Origin of the sequence: Streptomyces sp. NPDC059524 (assembly GCF_042749255.1) — a bacterium.
GTDB classification, from domain to species: Bacteria; Actinomycetota; Actinomycetes; order Streptomycetales; family Streptomycetaceae; genus Streptomyces; species Streptomyces xanthii.
Genome location: NZ_JBHYTK010000081.1, coordinates 19,462 through 34,664 on the forward strand (window position 1 = coordinate 19,462; position 15,203 = coordinate 34,664).

The 15,203-nt window shown below is 72.0% G+C and carries 13 protein-coding genes; 4 read left to right on the forward strand and 9 right to left on the reverse strand.

Features of this window, described 5'->3' with window-relative positions; genetic code table 11:
• Positions 1-149 precede the first annotated feature (149 nt).
• Together ACFW9D_RS22405 and ACFW9D_RS22410 are read right to left on the reverse strand one after the other, a co-directional pair.
• Positions 150-3,095 carry an FAD-binding and (Fe-S)-binding domain-containing protein gene (locus tag ACFW9D_RS22405; protein ID WP_384624143.1) on the reverse strand — a complete coding sequence of 982 codons (2,946 nt, stop codon included), beginning with the start codon at positions 3,093-3,095 and terminating at the stop codon, positions 150-152.
• Between the two features lie 54 nt (positions 3,096-3,149).
• Positions 3,150-3,593 (reverse strand): MarR family winged helix-turn-helix transcriptional regulator, encoded by a 444-nt coding sequence (locus ACFW9D_RS22410; protein ID WP_188340269.1) that lies wholly within the window; start codon positions 3,591-3,593, stop codon positions 3,150-3,152.
• Positions 3,594-3,701: 108 nt separating this feature from the next.
• Between ACFW9D_RS22410 and ACFW9D_RS22415 the strand changes: the two genes are divergently transcribed.
• Together ACFW9D_RS22415 and mltG are read left to right on the forward strand one after the other, a co-directional pair.
• Positions 3,702-5,549 (forward strand): ABC transporter ATP-binding protein, encoded by a 1,848-nt coding sequence (locus ACFW9D_RS22415; RefSeq protein ID WP_384624145.1) that lies wholly within the window; start codon positions 3,702-3,704, stop codon positions 5,547-5,549.
• A 109-nt stretch (positions 5,550-5,658) separates the two neighbouring features.
• Complete coding sequence (gene mltG, locus ACFW9D_RS22420; RefSeq protein WP_384624147.1) at positions 5,659-6,624, forward strand: endolytic transglycosylase MltG; 966 nt, start codon at positions 5,659-5,661, stop codon at positions 6,622-6,624.
• 185 nt (positions 6,625-6,809) lie between these two features.
• Here the strand turns inward: mltG and ACFW9D_RS22425 are convergent, their stop codons facing one another.
• From ACFW9D_RS22425 to ACFW9D_RS22450, 6 genes are all read right to left on the reverse strand, one after another.
• Positions 6,810-7,922 (reverse strand): NAD(P)-binding domain-containing protein, encoded by a 1,113-nt coding sequence (locus ACFW9D_RS22425; protein WP_384624149.1) that lies wholly within the window; start codon positions 7,920-7,922, stop codon positions 6,810-6,812.
• 42 nt (positions 7,923-7,964) lie between these two features.
• Complete coding sequence (locus ACFW9D_RS22430; RefSeq protein WP_384624151.1) at positions 7,965-9,137, reverse strand: LLM class flavin-dependent oxidoreductase; 1,173 nt, start codon at positions 9,135-9,137, stop codon at positions 7,965-7,967.
• Positions 9,138-9,140: 3 nt separating this feature from the next.
• Positions 9,141-10,184, reverse strand: coding sequence for an ABC transporter substrate-binding protein (locus ACFW9D_RS22435; protein WP_384624153.1), 1,044 nt, complete (start codon positions 10,182-10,184; stop codon positions 9,141-9,143).
• Positions 10,185-10,248: 64 nt separating this feature from the next.
• On the reverse strand, positions 10,249-11,058 hold the full coding sequence (locus ACFW9D_RS22440; RefSeq protein WP_384624155.1) for an ABC transporter ATP-binding protein: 810 nt from the start codon (positions 11,056-11,058) through the stop codon (positions 10,249-10,251).
• Entirely contained in the window at positions 11,031-11,933 is a 903-nt protein-coding gene (locus tag ACFW9D_RS22445; protein WP_384624157.1) for an ABC transporter permease, read from the reverse strand. The genes ACFW9D_RS22440 and ACFW9D_RS22445 overlap by 28 nt, the downstream gene beginning before the upstream one ends.
• 261 nt (positions 11,934-12,194) lie before the next feature.
• Positions 12,195-12,278 carry a putative leader peptide gene (locus tag ACFW9D_RS22450; protein WP_313884353.1) on the reverse strand — a complete coding sequence of 28 codons (84 nt, stop codon included), beginning with the start codon at positions 12,276-12,278 and terminating at the stop codon, positions 12,195-12,197.
• A 132-nt stretch (positions 12,279-12,410) separates the two neighbouring features.
• Here ACFW9D_RS22450 and ACFW9D_RS22455 point away from each other — a divergent pair, with 132 nt between their 5' ends.
• Together ACFW9D_RS22455 and ACFW9D_RS22460 are read left to right on the forward strand one after the other, a co-directional pair.
• Complete coding sequence (locus tag ACFW9D_RS22455; RefSeq protein ID WP_188340276.1) at positions 12,411-12,833, forward strand: YjbQ family protein; 423 nt, start codon at positions 12,411-12,413, stop codon at positions 12,831-12,833.
• Positions 12,834-12,998: 165 nt separating this feature from the next.
• Entirely contained in the window at positions 12,999-14,195 is a 1,197-nt protein-coding gene (locus ACFW9D_RS22460; RefSeq protein ID WP_384624158.1) for a serine hydrolase domain-containing protein, read from the forward strand.
• Positions 14,196-14,274: 79 nt separating this feature from the next.
• On the opposite strand, the gene ACFW9D_RS22465 is transcribed toward ACFW9D_RS22460, so the two are convergent.
• Positions 14,275-15,045: an SDR family NAD(P)-dependent oxidoreductase gene (locus ACFW9D_RS22465; protein WP_384624160.1), complete on the reverse strand. Its 771-nt coding sequence runs from the start codon at positions 15,043-15,045 to the stop codon at positions 14,275-14,277.
• Positions 15,046-15,203 lie beyond the last annotated feature (158 nt).

The following is a 15,203-nucleotide window of genomic DNA, read 5'->3' on the forward strand; positions in this document are numbered from 1 at the left end:
TCCAACAGGGGTGGGTGCGGTGCCGGGGCAAACGCAAGCCACCCTGCTGGGGGTGAGAGCAGGGGCGCAAGAGGGGGAATTGGACGAGGAGTTGGACTTCCTTTACCGAGCCTTTGGACTCGTGTGACCCCGGCGGGAGGATGCCCGGGTCACCGGCCGGCCGCGCCGGGGCGCGTCGCCCGCTCCAGCTCGATGAGGACCGAGTAGTAGGAGCGGCCCGTCGCGTGGTCCATGCCGACCTCACACATCCGGTTCGCCGAGAGGTGCGCGTCGTAGGGGCGGGAGAGGACCTCCGCGGCCTCCTTCGCGGTCGCGGACTCGGTCAGCTCCCGGTGCAGCATGCCCCGGTCGCCCGCGAACGCGCAGCACCCCGCGTCGTCCGGGACCACCACCTCGTCCGCGCAGGCCTCGGCCAGCGCCCGCAGACTGCCGACGTCACCGAGGTGCTCCATCGAGCAGGTCGGATGGAGCACCGCCGAGCCCACCGTCCGCTCGACCGTCAGCCGCGGCAGCAGTTCGTCGGCCGCCCACACGAGCGAGTCCACGATGGTCAGCTCCGCGTGCAACTCCCTGTTGTCGTCGGTGAGATACGGCACGACCTCGTGCGCGATGCCGAGCGTGCAGGACGACGCGTCCACGACCAGCGGCAGACGGCCGCCCGCGGTCCAGCCCCAGGCCGCGTCCACGATCCGGTTCGCCATCAGCGCGTTGCCCTCGTCGTAGCCCTTCGAGTGCCAGATCGTGGCGCAGCAGGTGCCCGCCACGTCGTCCGGGATCCACACCGGGCGGCCCGCGCGCGCGGACACGGCGACGACGGCCTGGGGGAGCGAGACGTCGCCGGGCGAACCGAAGATCCGGTTCACACACGCCGGGTAGTAGACGGCCGACGCGCCCACGCGCGCGGTGCGCGGCAGGGCGCGCGCGGCGGCGGCCGGGATCTCCGGCAGCCACTCCGGCACCAGGTCGGGGCGGACCGCCTTGCGCGCGGCCGTGGTCACGGAGGTCAGCAGCCGGTCGCCGAGCCGGTCGCCGATCTTGTCCGCCGCGGCCACGGCGAGCCGCGCGGAGGCCTCCACCGCCTTGAAGTTCTTCGCGGCCAGCGCGGCGACCCGCTCCTCGCGCGGCGAGTGCCGCGCGTGCCGGAACTCCTTCATGAAGGCGCCCGTGTCGATGCCGACCGGACACGCCAGCTTGCATGTGGAGTCACCGGCACAGGTGTCGACCGCGTCGTAGCCGTACGCGTCGATCAGCGCGTCCTCGACGGGGGAACCGGCGGGCTGGCGCATCATCTCGCGGCGCAGCACGATCCGCTGACGGGGTGTCGTGGTCAGGTCCTCGCTCGGGCACGTCGGCTCGCAGAAGCCGCACTCGATGCAAGGATCCGCGATCGGCTCGACCTTCGGGATCGTCTTCAGGCCGCGCAGATGCGCCTCGGGGTCGCGGTCGAGCACGATGCGCGGGGCGAGGACCCCGTCCGGGTCGATGACCTGCTTGGTGCGCCACATCAACTCGGTGGCCCTGGGCCCCCATTCGAGCTCCAGGAACGGCGCGATGTTCCGTCCCGTCGCGTGCTCCGCCTTGAGCGAGCCGTCGAACCGCTCGACCGTCAGCCGGCAGAAGTCGTCCATGAACGCCGCGTAGCGCGCGACGTCGGCCGGCTTGCCCGCGTCGAACGCCAGCAGGAAGTGCAGATTGCCGTGCGCGGCGTGACCGGCGACGGCGGCGTCGAACCCGTGCCGCGTCTGGAGGCCGAGCAGCGCCTCGCAGGCCTCGGCGAGCCGGGCCGGCGGCACCGCGAAGTCCTCGGTGATCAGCGTCGTGCCCGAGGGACGCGAACCGCCGACGGCCGTCACGAACGCCTTACGGGCCTTCCAGTACCCGGCGATCGTCTTCGGGTCGCGCGTGAACGTGTTCGTCACCGACTCGACCGGCGCCACCAGGTCGAGCCCCTCCAGCGCCCGCGCCGCCGCCTCCTCGTACGCGGCCTGCCCGGCCTCGTCCGGCGCGCGGAACTCCACCAGGAGCGCCGTCGTGTCCTTCGGCAGCCGCGCCCAGTCCTGCGGGACGCCCTGCACGCTGACCGACGCCCGCAGCGTGTTCCCGTCCATCAGCTCCACGGCCAGGGCGCCCGCCTCGTTGAAGACCGGCACGGCCGCCGCGGCGGCGGGCAGGGAGGGGAAGAACAGCAGGGCGGTCGACACCCGGCGGTCCAACGGCAGCGTGTCGAAGACGACTTCGGAGATGAACCCGAACGTGCCCTCGGAGCCCACCATCAGGCCGCGTAGGATCTCGACGGGCGTCGACCCGTCCAGGAACGCGTCGAGCCGGTACCCGTTCGTGTTCTTGATCTCGTACTTGGCGCGGATCCTGCGGGTGAGCTCGGCGTCCTCCTCGATCTCCCGCTTGATCGCCAGCAGGCCCTCGCACAGGGCGGGCTCGGCGTGCGCGAGTTCCTCGTCGGCCGCCGGGTCGGCCGTGTCCACGACCGTGCCCGTCGGCAGTACGAAGGTGAGGGAGGCGAGCGTCCGGTACGAGTTCCGCGTCGTGCCTGCTGTCATGCCCGACGCGTTGTTCGCCACCACGCCGCCGATCGTGCAGGCGATCGCGCTGGCGGGGTCGGGGCCGAGCACCCGGCCGTGCCGGGCCAGCGCGGCGTTGGCCCGTACGACCGTCGTGCCCGGGCCGATCCGGGCCCGCGAGCCGTCGCCGAGCACCTGGACGCCCGACCAGAATTTCCGGACGTCGACGAGGATGTCCTCGCCCTGCGCCTGCCCGTTCAGCGACGTGCCCGCCGCGCGGAAGACCACCTCGCGGCCCTTGCCGTGCGCGTACGAGAGGACCGCCGACACGTCGTCGATGTCCTCGGCGACCACCACGACCTGCGGCACGAAGCGGTACGGGCTCGCGTCCGATGCGTAGCGCACGAGGTCGGAGACCTTGGTGAGGACCTTGTCGGCGCCGAGCAGCCGGGTCAGCTCCGAACGCAGCGGCTCCGGGGTGCCGCCCGCCCGCCGGTCCGGCACCCGGTCGGGCGCGGGGCCCGACGCGCGGGAGCGTGGACGCAGGGCTTCCGGCTTCGGCTCCAGCAGCGGCATGGCCTCTCCCAGGTCGGCGGTCGGGGGCGGGCCGCCGCGCGGCCGGCCCGGTCCTCAGCAGTCCCGCTCGCGCGGGCTCTCGAACAGTGCGTTCAGCAACGTCGTCAGCTGGGCGCGCTGCTCCGCGTCCAGTGGGGCCAGGATCTCCTCTGCCGCCGCGCGGCGCGCGCTGCGCAGGTCCCGCAGGGCGGCCCGGCCCTGCTCGGTGAGCTCGATCCGGATGACCCGGCGGTTGGTGGGGTCGGGGACGCGGCGCACCAGGCCGCCGGCCTCCAGCCCGTCCACGGTGCTGGTCACCGCGCGCGGGACCACTTCGAGGCGCTCGGCCAGATCGGCCATCCGGGGCGGGGCCTCGTAATGCACCAATGTGCGCAGCAGCCGGGACTGCGCGGGGGTGATCCCTACCGGCTCCAGCTGGCGCTTCTGTATGCGGTGCAGGCGACGGCTCAGGCGCAGCAGCTGCTCGGCGAGGAAGCCGTCGGCGTCCGGGGTGCTCATGCGGGGAACATTATCAGGACCTCGTGCATTGTGAGTATAGGTAACAATGAGCTATGCTCCTCGAGGTCCGGGTCCGAAGGCTCGGACACCTCTCTCCCTAGGAGGCCCATGCGTCGCGACGACATCGACTGGACGCCGCCCCCCGATGCGAAGACATCGGGCCGCCCGCGCCAGATCCGCCGCATCCTGTCCCTCTTCCGTCCCTACCGAGGCCGGCTGGCCGTCGTCGGACTGCTGGTCGGCGCCGCGTCCCTGGTCACGGTCGCCACCCCCTTCCTGCTCAAGGAGATCCTCGACGTCGCCATCCCGCAGGGCCGCACCGGGCTGCTCAGCCTGCTCGCCCTCGGCATGATCGCCAGTGCCGTCGTCACCAGCGTCTTCGGCGTCCTCCAGACCCTCATCTCCACGACGGTCGGCCAGCGCGTCATGCACGACCTGCGCACCGCCGTGTACGGGCGGCTGCAGAGCATGTCGCTCGCCTTCTTCACCAAGACCCGCACGGGCGAGGTCCAGTCCCGCATCGCCAACGACATCGGCGGCATGCAGGCGACCGTGACCTCCACCGCGACGTCCCTCGTGTCGAACCTGACGAGCGTGATCGCCACCGTCGTGGCCATGATCGCCCTCGACTGGCGGCTCACCGTCGTCTCCCTGCTCCTGCTGCCGGTCTTCGTGTGGATCAGCCGCCGTGTCGGCCGCGAGCGCAAGAAGATCGCCACCGAGCGCCAGAAGCAGATGGCCGAGATGGCCGCCACCGTCACCGAGTCGCTCTCTGTCAGCGGCATCCTGCTCGGCCGCACCATGGGCCGCGCCGACTCGCTGACCACGTCCTTCGCCGACGAGTCGGATCGCCTGGTGGACCTCGAGGTCCGCTCCAGCATGGCCGGCCGCTGGCGCATGGCCGTCATCACCATCGTCATGGCCGCCATGCCCGCGGTCATCTACTGGGCGGCGGGCATCGCCTTCCAGCTCGGCGGGCCGGGCGTCTCCATCGGCACGCTCGTCGCCTTCGTCTCGCTCCAGCAGGGCCTGTTCCGGCCCACCGTGAGCCTGCTGCAGACCGGCGTGCAGATCCAGACCTCGCTCGCCCTGTTCCAGCGCATCTTCGAGTACCTCGACCTGCCCGTCGACATCACCGAGCGCGAGGACGCGGTCCACCTCGACACCGTCAAGGGCGAGGTCCGCTTCGAGGACGTCGAGTTCCGCTACGACACCGAGGACGACCGGCACGGAGCGATCCTCGACGGCATCGACCTCACCGTCCCCGCGGGCGGCAGCCTCGCCGTCGTGGGCCCCACCGGCTCCGGGAAGTCGACCCTCAGCTACCTGGTGCCGCGCCTGTACGACGTCACCGGCGGCCGGGTCACCCTCGACGGGGTCGACGTGCGCGACCTCGACTTCGACACGCTGGCCCGCGCGATCGGCGTCGTCTCCCAGGAGACCTACCTGTTCCACGCCTCGGTCGCGGAGAACCTGCGCTTCGCCAAGCCGGACGCCACCGACGAGGAGCTGCACGCCGCGGCCCGCGCCGCACAGATCCACGACCACATCGCCTCGCTGCCCGACGGGTACGACACGGTGGTCGGCGAGCGCGGCCACCGGTTCTCCGGCGGTGAGAAGCAGCGCCTGGCCATCGCCCGCACCATCCTGCGCGACCCGCCCGTCCTCATCCTGGACGAGGCGACCAGCGCCCTCGACACCCGCACCGAGCACGCGGTGCAGGAGGCGATCGACGCCCTGTCGGCCGACCGCACGACGCTCACCATCGCGCACCGCCTGTCCACCGTCCGGGGCGCCGACCAGATCGTGGTCCTGGACTCCGGGCGCATAGCGGAGCGCGGTACCCATGAAGAGCTCCTGGAGCGCGACGGGCGCTACGCGGCCCTGGTGAGACGGGACGCGGAGCTCGACACGGCGACGGAGTCCGTCCCCGAGGAGCAGGCCGCCGTCGCCTGAGCCTGCGGACACGCGCGGGTGTCCCGGCGCTGACCCAGTCGGGGCCGTTGCGGGCATCCGACATGAAGATATGCCAGGAATGCCCCGATCTGCGGGTTACCGTTCCGGCATGCTGAACGAGATTCCGCGACGGAGGACCGTCCGACTCACGCGCAGGGGCCGCATCGCGCTGCTGGCGTCCGGGGCCGTCGTGGCGGCCACCGCCGTCGCGGTGCCGCTGGCGCTGTCCGGCGACGACCAGGGGCGGCCCGAGGCCCTGATGATTCCGGAGGGCTGGCGTTCCGGGCAGATCTACGACGCTGTGGACAAGGCCCTCGGCGTACCGGTCGGGACGACGAAGAAGGCCGTGCCGCAGGCGGGCCTCAAGCTGCCGGGGGACGCCCGGGGCAACCCGGAGGGCTACCTCTTCCCGGCGACGTATCCCCTCAACGACAAGTCGACACCGCAGTCCGTGCTGGCGTACATGGTCGACACGGCCAACCAGAAGTTCAAGGCGAAGCAGCCCACCGCCGGCGCGGACCCGAACGCGATGAACCTGTACCAGACCATCACCGTCGCCAGCATCATCGAGGCCGAGGCGGACAACCCGGCGGACATGGCGAAGGTCGCCCGCGTCATCTACAACCGGCTCGACCGCGGCATGCCCCTGCAGATGGACTCCACCCTCAACTACGGGCTCGGCCGCTCCACCCTGAAGACCAGCGAGCAGGACATGAAGTCCGACAGCCCGTACAACACGTACGCGCGCACGGGCCTGCCGCCGTCGCCGATCGGCAACCCGGGGGAGCAGGCCATGAAGGCGGCGATGAACCCGGCGCAGGGTGACTGGGTCTACTTCGTCACCGTGAAGCCGGGCGACACGCGCTTCACGGCGAACTACGAAGAGCAGCAGAAGAACGTCGCGGAGTTCAACAAGAACCAGGCGGGAGCGCAGAAGGGGGAGCCGAAGCAGCCCCCGCAGCAGTCGGCGCAGCCCCCGCAGCCGCAGCAATCGCAGCAGCCCCAGCAACAGTCGGCGCAGCCCCAGCAACCCCAGCAGTCCCAACAGCCGCAGCAGCCCCAGCAGCAGGGCTGATCAGGCCGGCCGGGACCAGGCTGTCCCGGCCGCCGCGGCCGTCCGGGCCGCCCCACGCCTCAGCTGGCGGCTACGGCCACCGCATGTCTCAGCCCACCGCCACGAGACCCCGCGTCCTTGCCGACCGCCACGGCGCCCCGCGTCCTTGCCGACCGCCGTGGCGCCCCGCGGCAGGCCCCCGCCCCTCAGCCCACCGTCACGGCATCCCTCGCCAGCAATCGCTGGATGTCCCGCACGGCGGCCCGCCCCGCGCGGTTCGCGCCGATCGTGCTGGCCGACGGGCCGTACCCCACCAGGTGCACCCGGGGGTCGAGGGCCGCGCGGGTGCCCTCCATGCGGATCCCGCCGCCCGGTTCGCGCAGCCGCAGCGGCGCGAGATGGTCGATGGCCGCCCGGAACCCGGTGGCCCACAGGATGACGTCGGCCTCGATCTCGCGCCCGTCGTCCCAGGCCACGCCGGTCTCGGTGATGCGGTCGAACATGGGCAGCCGGTCCAGGACGCCGTCGGCGCGGGCCTCGCGGATCGCGTCGTTCACCGGAAGCCCGGTCACGGAGACCACGCTCAGCGGGGCGAGCCCCTGGCGGACGCGCTCCTCGACCAGGGCCACCGCCGCGCGGCCCCGGTTCTCGTCGAAGGGGCCCTCGCGGTAGACGGGCGGCCGGCGCGTCACCCAGGTCGTCGACGCCGCGTACGGGGCGATCTCCATCAGGTGCTGGGTGCCCGAGGCGCCGCCCCCGACCACCACGACCCGCTGTCCGGCGAACTCCTCGGGCCCCGGGTACTGAGCGGTGTGCAACTGGCGCCCGCGGAAGGTCTCCTGGCCCGGGTAGCGCGGCCAGAACGGCCGGTCCCAGGTGCCCGTGGCGTTGATGAGCGCGCGCGTCGACCACGTACCCGCGGAGGTCTCGACGAGCAGCCGTCCGCCGTCGCCCTCCCGTACCTGGTGCACGTCGACCGGGCGCCGCACCCGCAGGTCGAAGGCCTGCTCGTACCGGTCGAAGTACGCGGCGATCACCTCCGACGACGGCCGGTCCGGATCGGCTCCGGTCAGCTCCATGCCGGGCAGCGCGTGCATCCCGTGCACCTTGCCGTACGTGAGCGAGGGCCAGCGGAACTGCCACGCGCCGCCCGGTCGCGGCGCGTGGTCCAGGACGAGGAAGTCCCGCTCCGGTTCCAGGCCCACCCGGCGCAGGTGGTGCGCGGCGGACAGCCCGGCCTGGCCGGCGCCGACGACCACCACGTCGACCGGCCGCGGGTCCGTCGCCGCGGCGCCTTCTCGTACCCCGATTTCGTTCACGTTTCTACTAACTCCATCGGAGTACGAGATCTTCCCGGCGTCTCAGCGGCCGCGCGCGACCAGGAGCGGAGCCGCGCCCCGAGCCCCCGTACCCGCGTCCGCCCCCGCGGTCAGCCCGCGCGCCGCCAGCTCCGGAATCACTCCCTCGCCGAACCAGTAGGCCTCCTCCAGATGCGGATACCCGGACAGCACGAAGTGCTCGACGCCGAGCGCGTGGTACTCCTCGATCCGGTCCGCGACCTCCGCGTGGCTGCCGACCAGCGCGGTCCCCGCGCCGCCACGCACCAGCCCCACCCCCGCCCACAGGTTCGGCGCGATCTCCAGCCCCTCGCGCCGCCCGCCGTGCAGGGCGAGCATCCGCTGCTGCCCGACGGACTCGCTGCGCCCGAGCGCGGCCTGCGCGGCGGCGACGGTGTCCGCGTCGAGATCGTCCAGCAGCCGGTCCGCGCTCGCCCACGCCTCCCGCGCCGAGTCCCGCGAGATCGTGTGCAGCCGGATCCCGAACCGGACCGTCCGCCCCTCCCGCTCCGCCAGCGAGCGGATCCAGTCGATCTTCTCCTTCACCTGCTCCGGCGGCTCGCCCCAGGTCAGATAGACATCCGTGTGCCGCGCCGCCACCGGCCCGGCCGCCGGTGACGACCCCCCGAAGAAGATCTCCGGCAGCGGGTCGGGCGGCAGAGCCGTGAACCCGCCGTCGATCCGATAGTGCTCCCCGGCGAAGTCGAAGGGCTCCCCGCTCCACACACCCCGCACCACCGACAGGAACTCGTCGGTGCGCGCGTAGCGCCGGTCGTGGTCGAGATGGTCACCGAAGCGGCGCTGCTCGGCCGAGTCCCCGCCCGTGACGACGTTCAGCAACAGACGCCCCTGTGTGAGCCGTTGGTACGTCGACGCCATCTGTGCCGCGAGCGTCGGTGAGATCACGCCGGGCCGGAACGCCACCAGGAACTTCAGCCGCTGCGTGTGCTGTGCGAGCGCGACCGTCGTCAGCCAGGCGTCCTCGCACCACGTGCCGGTCGGCGTGAGCACCGCCTCGAAACCGAGATGCTCGGCCGCCTTGGCGATCTGGATCAGATAGCCGAGGTCCGGCGTGCGCACCCCGGCGATCGCTCCGCCCGGAGTGCGCGGCAGCGCCCCGCCGCTGAAGGCGTGCCGGTCCACGAGACTGCGGCCGTCGCCGCCGGTCGGCAGGAACCAGTGCAGATGAACGGTCATGGCTCAGGACTCCTTGCCGTAGGTGCGCGGGGCGGTGGTGGAGGGCGGAAGGTCGCCGTTGAAGCGCCGGTCGACGAAATCGCCGAAGTCGACCTTGCGCGGGATGAGCTTCAGCTGCGTGAACGTGTCGGCGATCTTCTGCTCCGAGTCGACCGCGCCCTGGTCGACGGCGACGGTCACCCGGGTGCCGTTCGTCCGCTTCACCGCGTCGAGCGCCACCTCGTACGGCAGCCCGGTGTCCTTTGCCCACACCTTCGCCCACGCCTCCGGATGCTTGAACACCCACTCCTGGGCCCGCCGCAGCCGGTCGAGATAGTCCTTGATCGCCCCTGTTTTCTTCTTGTCGGCCAGCGCGGAGGGGGAGGCGACCTGGAAGCCGAGCCCGTTGGAGAGCCCGTTCCCGTCGCTGAGCACCCGCCCCTGCTTCGCCCGCAGCACCTGCGAGGTGTACGGGTCCCAGACCGCCCACGCGTCGACCTTCCCGGCGGTGAACGCGGCCAGGGCGTCGGCCGGCTGAAGGTACTTGACCTTGACGTCCTTGAGGTCGAGGCCTGCCTTGCGCAGGGTCGCGACCAGGTTGTAGTGCGCCGAGGAGCCCTGCGCCACGGCGACGGACCGGCCCTTGAGCTGGGCCGGGTCCTTGAGCGCGGAGTCGTTCGGTACGAGCACGGTGTCGCCGGACGCGGTGCCGTGACTGGCCGCCACGACCCTGATCTTCGAACCGGCGCCGGCGGCGAAGACCGGCGGGGTGTTGCCGACGCCGCCGATGTCGACGGCCTTGGCGTTCATGGCCTCCAGGAGGGGTGGGCCCGAGGTGAACGTGGACCAGCGGATCTTGTAGTCCAGGTCGTCCAGTTCACCGGCGGCCCGCAGCACGGCCTCCGAACCCCCCTTCTGGTCACCGACATTGAGTGTGAGAGCCCCCTTCCCGTCCGTGCCGCCGCCGGAGCCGACGGTCGACGTACTGGCGGACGAGGCGCCGGAGCAGGCGGAGAGGACGAGCGCGAGGGGAGCGAGCAGGGCCGGGAGCAGCAGGGGGCGTCTCATGACGGATTCCGTTTCGAGGTGACGGTGACGGTGAGGGTGATAGGGAGGGGGAGGGGCGGGCGCGTCAGACGGCGGAGGCCTGGTCCCCGCCGCTGACGGAGCCCGCGGGCACGGGGGCGTCGTGGTCGTCGACGCCGAGCCGGCGCAGCAGTTCGCCGCGCAGTTCGGCGAAGCGCGGATCCGTGACGTCACGCGGCCGCGCCAGATCGACCTGGGTCTCGTGCGCGATGACGCCGCCGTCCATGACGAGGACGCGGTCGGCGAGGAGCACGGCCTCCTCCACGTCGTGCGTGACGAGCAGGACGGCGCAGCCCCGCCGCTGCCACAGCTCACCGACCAGCCGCTGCGCCTTGATCCGGGTCAGGGCGTCGAGCGCGCCGAACGGTTCGTCGAGCAGCAGCAGATCGGGTTCGCGGACCAGGGCACGCGCCAGCGAGGCACGCTGGGCCTCGCCGCCCGACAGTGTCTTGGGCCAGGCGTCGACCCGGTGCCCGAGCCCGACCTCCTCCAACGCCCGTTCGGCGTCGGAGCGTTCAGGGGCGCCGGGCAGCCCGAGGAGCACGTTGCGCCACACCCGTTTCCACGGCATGAGCCGGGGTGCCTGGAACGCGACGGCCTTGCGGCGCGGGACGAGGACCGTGCCCTCGATGTCCCGGTCGAGCCCCGCGAGGATGCGCAGCAGCGTCGACTTGCCGCAGCCGCTGCGGCCCAGCAGGGCGACGAACTCGCCGGGCCGGACGTCGAGCCGCAGGTCGTCGATCACCGCCCGCCCGTCGAAGGACCGTGTGAGTCCCGCGACCCGCACCGCGACGGCGGGGGAGTCGGCACGGTCGGATTCGGATCCGGTCAACGGCCGGTGAACGTCGGTCGCCATTGCAGCAGCAGCCTTTCGAGGGTACGGACGACGAAGTCGGCGAGCAGGCCGAGGAACGCGTAGACGACGAGGCACACGACGATGACGTCGGTGCGCAGGAAGTCCCGCGCCTGCACCATCAGGAAGCCGATGCCGGAGTCCGCGTTGACCTGCTCCGCGAAGACCAGCGCGAGCCAGGAGACACCGAGCGAGAAGCGCAGCCCCGTCATGGCGCCGGGCAGCGCGCCCGGCAGCACGACATGCCGTACGAGTCCCCAGCGGCTGAGCCCCAACGACTCGCCCGCCTCGATGAGTTGGGCGTCGACGCCGCGGATGCCGGCGTACACGTTCAGGTACAGCGGGAACGAGACACCGAGGGTGATGATCGCGACCTTCGGGGCCTCGCCGATCCCGAACCAGATGATGAAGAGGGGGATCAGCCCGACGAACGGCACCGTCCGCAGCATCTGGACGCTGGCGTCGACGAGATCCTCGCCGACGCGGAACAGGCCGGACGTCAGGGCCAGTCCGACGCCGACGACGAGCCCGAAGAGCAGCCCGAGCGCCACGCGCTGGAGCGACACCCCCATGGCGTTCGGAAGCGAACCGTCGGCGATCAGATCACCTCCGACCCGCGCGATGGTCCCGGGCGAGGCCAGTACCTCCGGCGTCAACACGCCAGTGGCGCTGAGGAGTTGCCACAGTGCGAGAAGGAGGAACGGGCCCGAGCTGCGGCGCAGCCACCGGGGCACGCGGGTGCGCCGGGTGGAGGAGGCGACGAGGGGCACGAGTTCGGGCCCGGGCCTGCCCGGGGCGGCATTCTGAACACCCGTAGCATCCGACTTGACGGATATGTCGCTCGTGGCAGGCGTGGGTGGGGCATGGCTGATGCTCATGGCACTCCATGGCGGGAGGAAGGGCGTCACGGCGGGGCGGCGAACGCGCGCGTCGACGACGCGCCGGCGGACACCGCGAGGCCACGACGGATCAGGTCAAAGGTGAAGTGGTCCCGAGCCGGACCCGCGCGAAAGACCCTAGGACCGACCGACCGACCGACCGACCGGCCGACCGACCGATCGACCGGCAGGCGGTCGGCAGAGGCGGACGGGGGTCGGGCGAAGATCAGCGCGAGGGGAGCCGGGGAAGCGAGAAAGGCGTCAGCGGCCGCGTCGACACGCGGCGGAAGCCACCCGCAGCAGGTCGATGTGACCGCGCGTGGTGAGAAGGGCTGAACGCAACATGCCGCAGAACGTAGCCAGTTCGTCGGCTGACGGTCAACGGTGTCTCAGACCGTGGACCCGCGTGATCGCTCCGTGAGCGCCCCGTGGCCGCGCCACCGCGCCCGGCCGCCCCGAATCGGCCACAATGACCCCATGCCCGAAGCCTTCACGACGTACGTCCTGCACGTCACCACCGGATCCACGGAACGGGTCGTCGATCTCACCCGCGACTGCGAGTCGTTCCTCCGGGTCGCCGCCGACGGCCGCGACGGCCTGCTCAACCTCTTCGTGCCGCACGCCACGGCGGGCATCGCCGTGATCGAGACCGGCGCCGGCAGCGACGACGACCTCCTGGCCGCCCTGCACACCCTGCTCCCGGCCGACAACCGCTGGCAGCACCGCCACGGCACCCCCGGCCACGGCCGCGACCACGTCCTCCCGGCCCTCGTCCCGCCCCACGCGACGCTCCCGGTGATCGGAGGCCGGCTGGAACTCGGGACGTGGCAGTCGGTGTGCCTGGTCGATACCAACAAGGACAACCCCGACCGCCAGGTCCGGTTGAGCTTCCTGGGCTAGGGATCTGCCTCCGGCCCTCGTGGACGTCACCGTCGCCCCCGTGCCGGGTGAGGCGGCTCCGAACGAGTGGACTCCTCGCCGCGGGGAGGGGCATCCGGGCCGGCGTCGCGGGCCGAGGTGGTGATGTCGTGCCGTCCGCCCCGCGTCCGGAAGAGGCACCCCCGCATGAGACGTCCCACCGCCCTGCGCCCGCTCTGCGCAGCACTGCTCGTCGCGTCCCTGTGGGCGCCCGCGGCAGCCTCGACCGCCGCGGCCGGTGAGCGGCCGATCGCCGCCCACCCCGGCCGGGGCGAATGCCCGCACGGTCTGGGGGACAAGCTCACCTCCCGCCTCGACGCGGCGATGGACGACGTCGGGAGAAAGGCGGACATCCCCGGGGCCGTCGTCGGCCTGTGGATGCCGGGCAAGGGCTGCTACGTCCGGTCCATGGGCGTCGCCGACACCAGGACGGGCGAGCCGATGGCCGCCGACTCCTTGGTCCGGATCGGCAGCGAGACGAAGACGTTCACCGTCACCGCGCTGCTGGAACTCGTGGACGAGGGCCGGGTCCGGCTGGACGACCCGATCTCCACCTACGTCAGGGGCGTGCCCGACGGCCGGCGCATCACGCTGCGCCATCTCGCGGAGATGCGCAGCGGTCTGTTCCCCTACACCGAGGACGCCGGCTTCGTTCACGACCTGCTGAGCGACCCGCAGCGCACCTTTACCCCGCGCCAGTCGCTCGCGTACGGCTTCAAGCACCGCAACACCTTCGCGCCGGGCGCGAGGTTCCAGTACTCCAACTCCAACCTCGTCCTGCTGGGCCTGGTGATCGAGAAGGTGAGCGGCCGCTCGCTCGCCGACTTCGTCCACCACCGCGTCCTGCGCCCGGCGCACCTGCGCCACACGCTGTTCCCGCGGGGCGTCGAGTTCCCCCGGCCGCACCCGCGCGGTTACACGGACCAGACGCTGAGCGGCGAGGTCGCGGACGCGACGGACTGGAACCCCAGCTGGGCCTGGGCGGCGGGGGCGATGATCTCGAACCTGCACGACCTGAGGCACTGGGCCAAGTCCGTCGCCACCGGCCAACTGCTCAGCCCCGAGACGCAGAAGCAGAGGCTCAGGACGCTGCCCACGGGCTTCCCCGGCACCACCTACGGTCTCGGCATCCTCAAGACGAACGGCTGGATCGGGCACAACGGCTCCATCCCCGGCTACGAGACCGTGACGGTCTACCTGCCCTCGAAGAAGGCCACCCTGGTCATCATGATGAACACCGACATCACGAGCCAGGGCCAGGAGCCGTCCACCCTGCTCGCCCGCGCGATCACGGCGGTGGCCACCCCGGAGAACGTGTACGACGGTTCGGCCACCGCCCCCTAGAGGTCACCGCCCCCAGAGGTCACCGCCCCCCAGAGGCCTTCGCCCCCCTGGACGCCCTCGTCCCCGGATGCCGCCGGCCCTAGACGCCGAAGCCACCGGACACGGATATCTGCTGACCGGTGATGTACCCGGCCTGCTCGGAAGCGAGGAAGACCGCGGTGTGGCCGATGTCGTCCGCGCTGCCCCAGCGGCGCATCGGCACCAGCTCCCGCGCGCGTGCCTCCCATTCGGCGTCGACCACACCCCGCTCCTTCAGGTCCCGGAACATGCCGGCGTCGATCACGCCGACCAGTACCGAGTTGGCGCGCACCCCGTGCCGGCCTTCCTCCTTCGCGATCCCGCGCACCAGCGCCTCGTTGGCGGCCTTCGGCAACACGGAGAGGCCGTCGTCGGCCGGGAACCACGAGTCCCCGGCCGAGCCGAGGTGCACCAGGGAACCGCCGTGCTCACGCAGGTGCGGCAGCAGGGCGTGCACGGCCGTGAACATCCCGAGCGCTTCCACTTCGACGGAATGCCGGTAGCGCTCAGGGCTCGTGTCCGCGAGTGGGATCTGATCGACGACGGGACCCGCGCCCCAGACCAGGGTGTGCACTCGGCCGTGCTCCCCACACGCCTCGGCCACGACACGGCGCACCGCCGTCTCGTCGCGCGCGTCCACCTGGTGCGCGCCGGCCTTCACACCCAGTTCTCGCAGTTCGGCCACGGCCTCCTCGGCCGCCGCGCGCCGGGAGTGATAGCAGAGGGCGACCGAGCTGCCGGCCCGGGCGAACGCGGCCGCCACACCGCGGCCCAGGCCGCCGCTGCCGCCGAAGATCAGGGCGGCGCCTCGGGGGAGGGTCAGGGTTGTCATGGTGTCGTTCCCTTCGTCGTCCGGCACGCCGCGGGCCCCGGGACGCGTGGACGTCGGGGTGCCGGGTCCCGCCAGGCGGCGAAGCTACGGGAAATCCTGCCGAGTACGGCAGGTCTCTCCCGCTGACCGGGAGTCCGGCAGCGCCGGAGGATGCGACC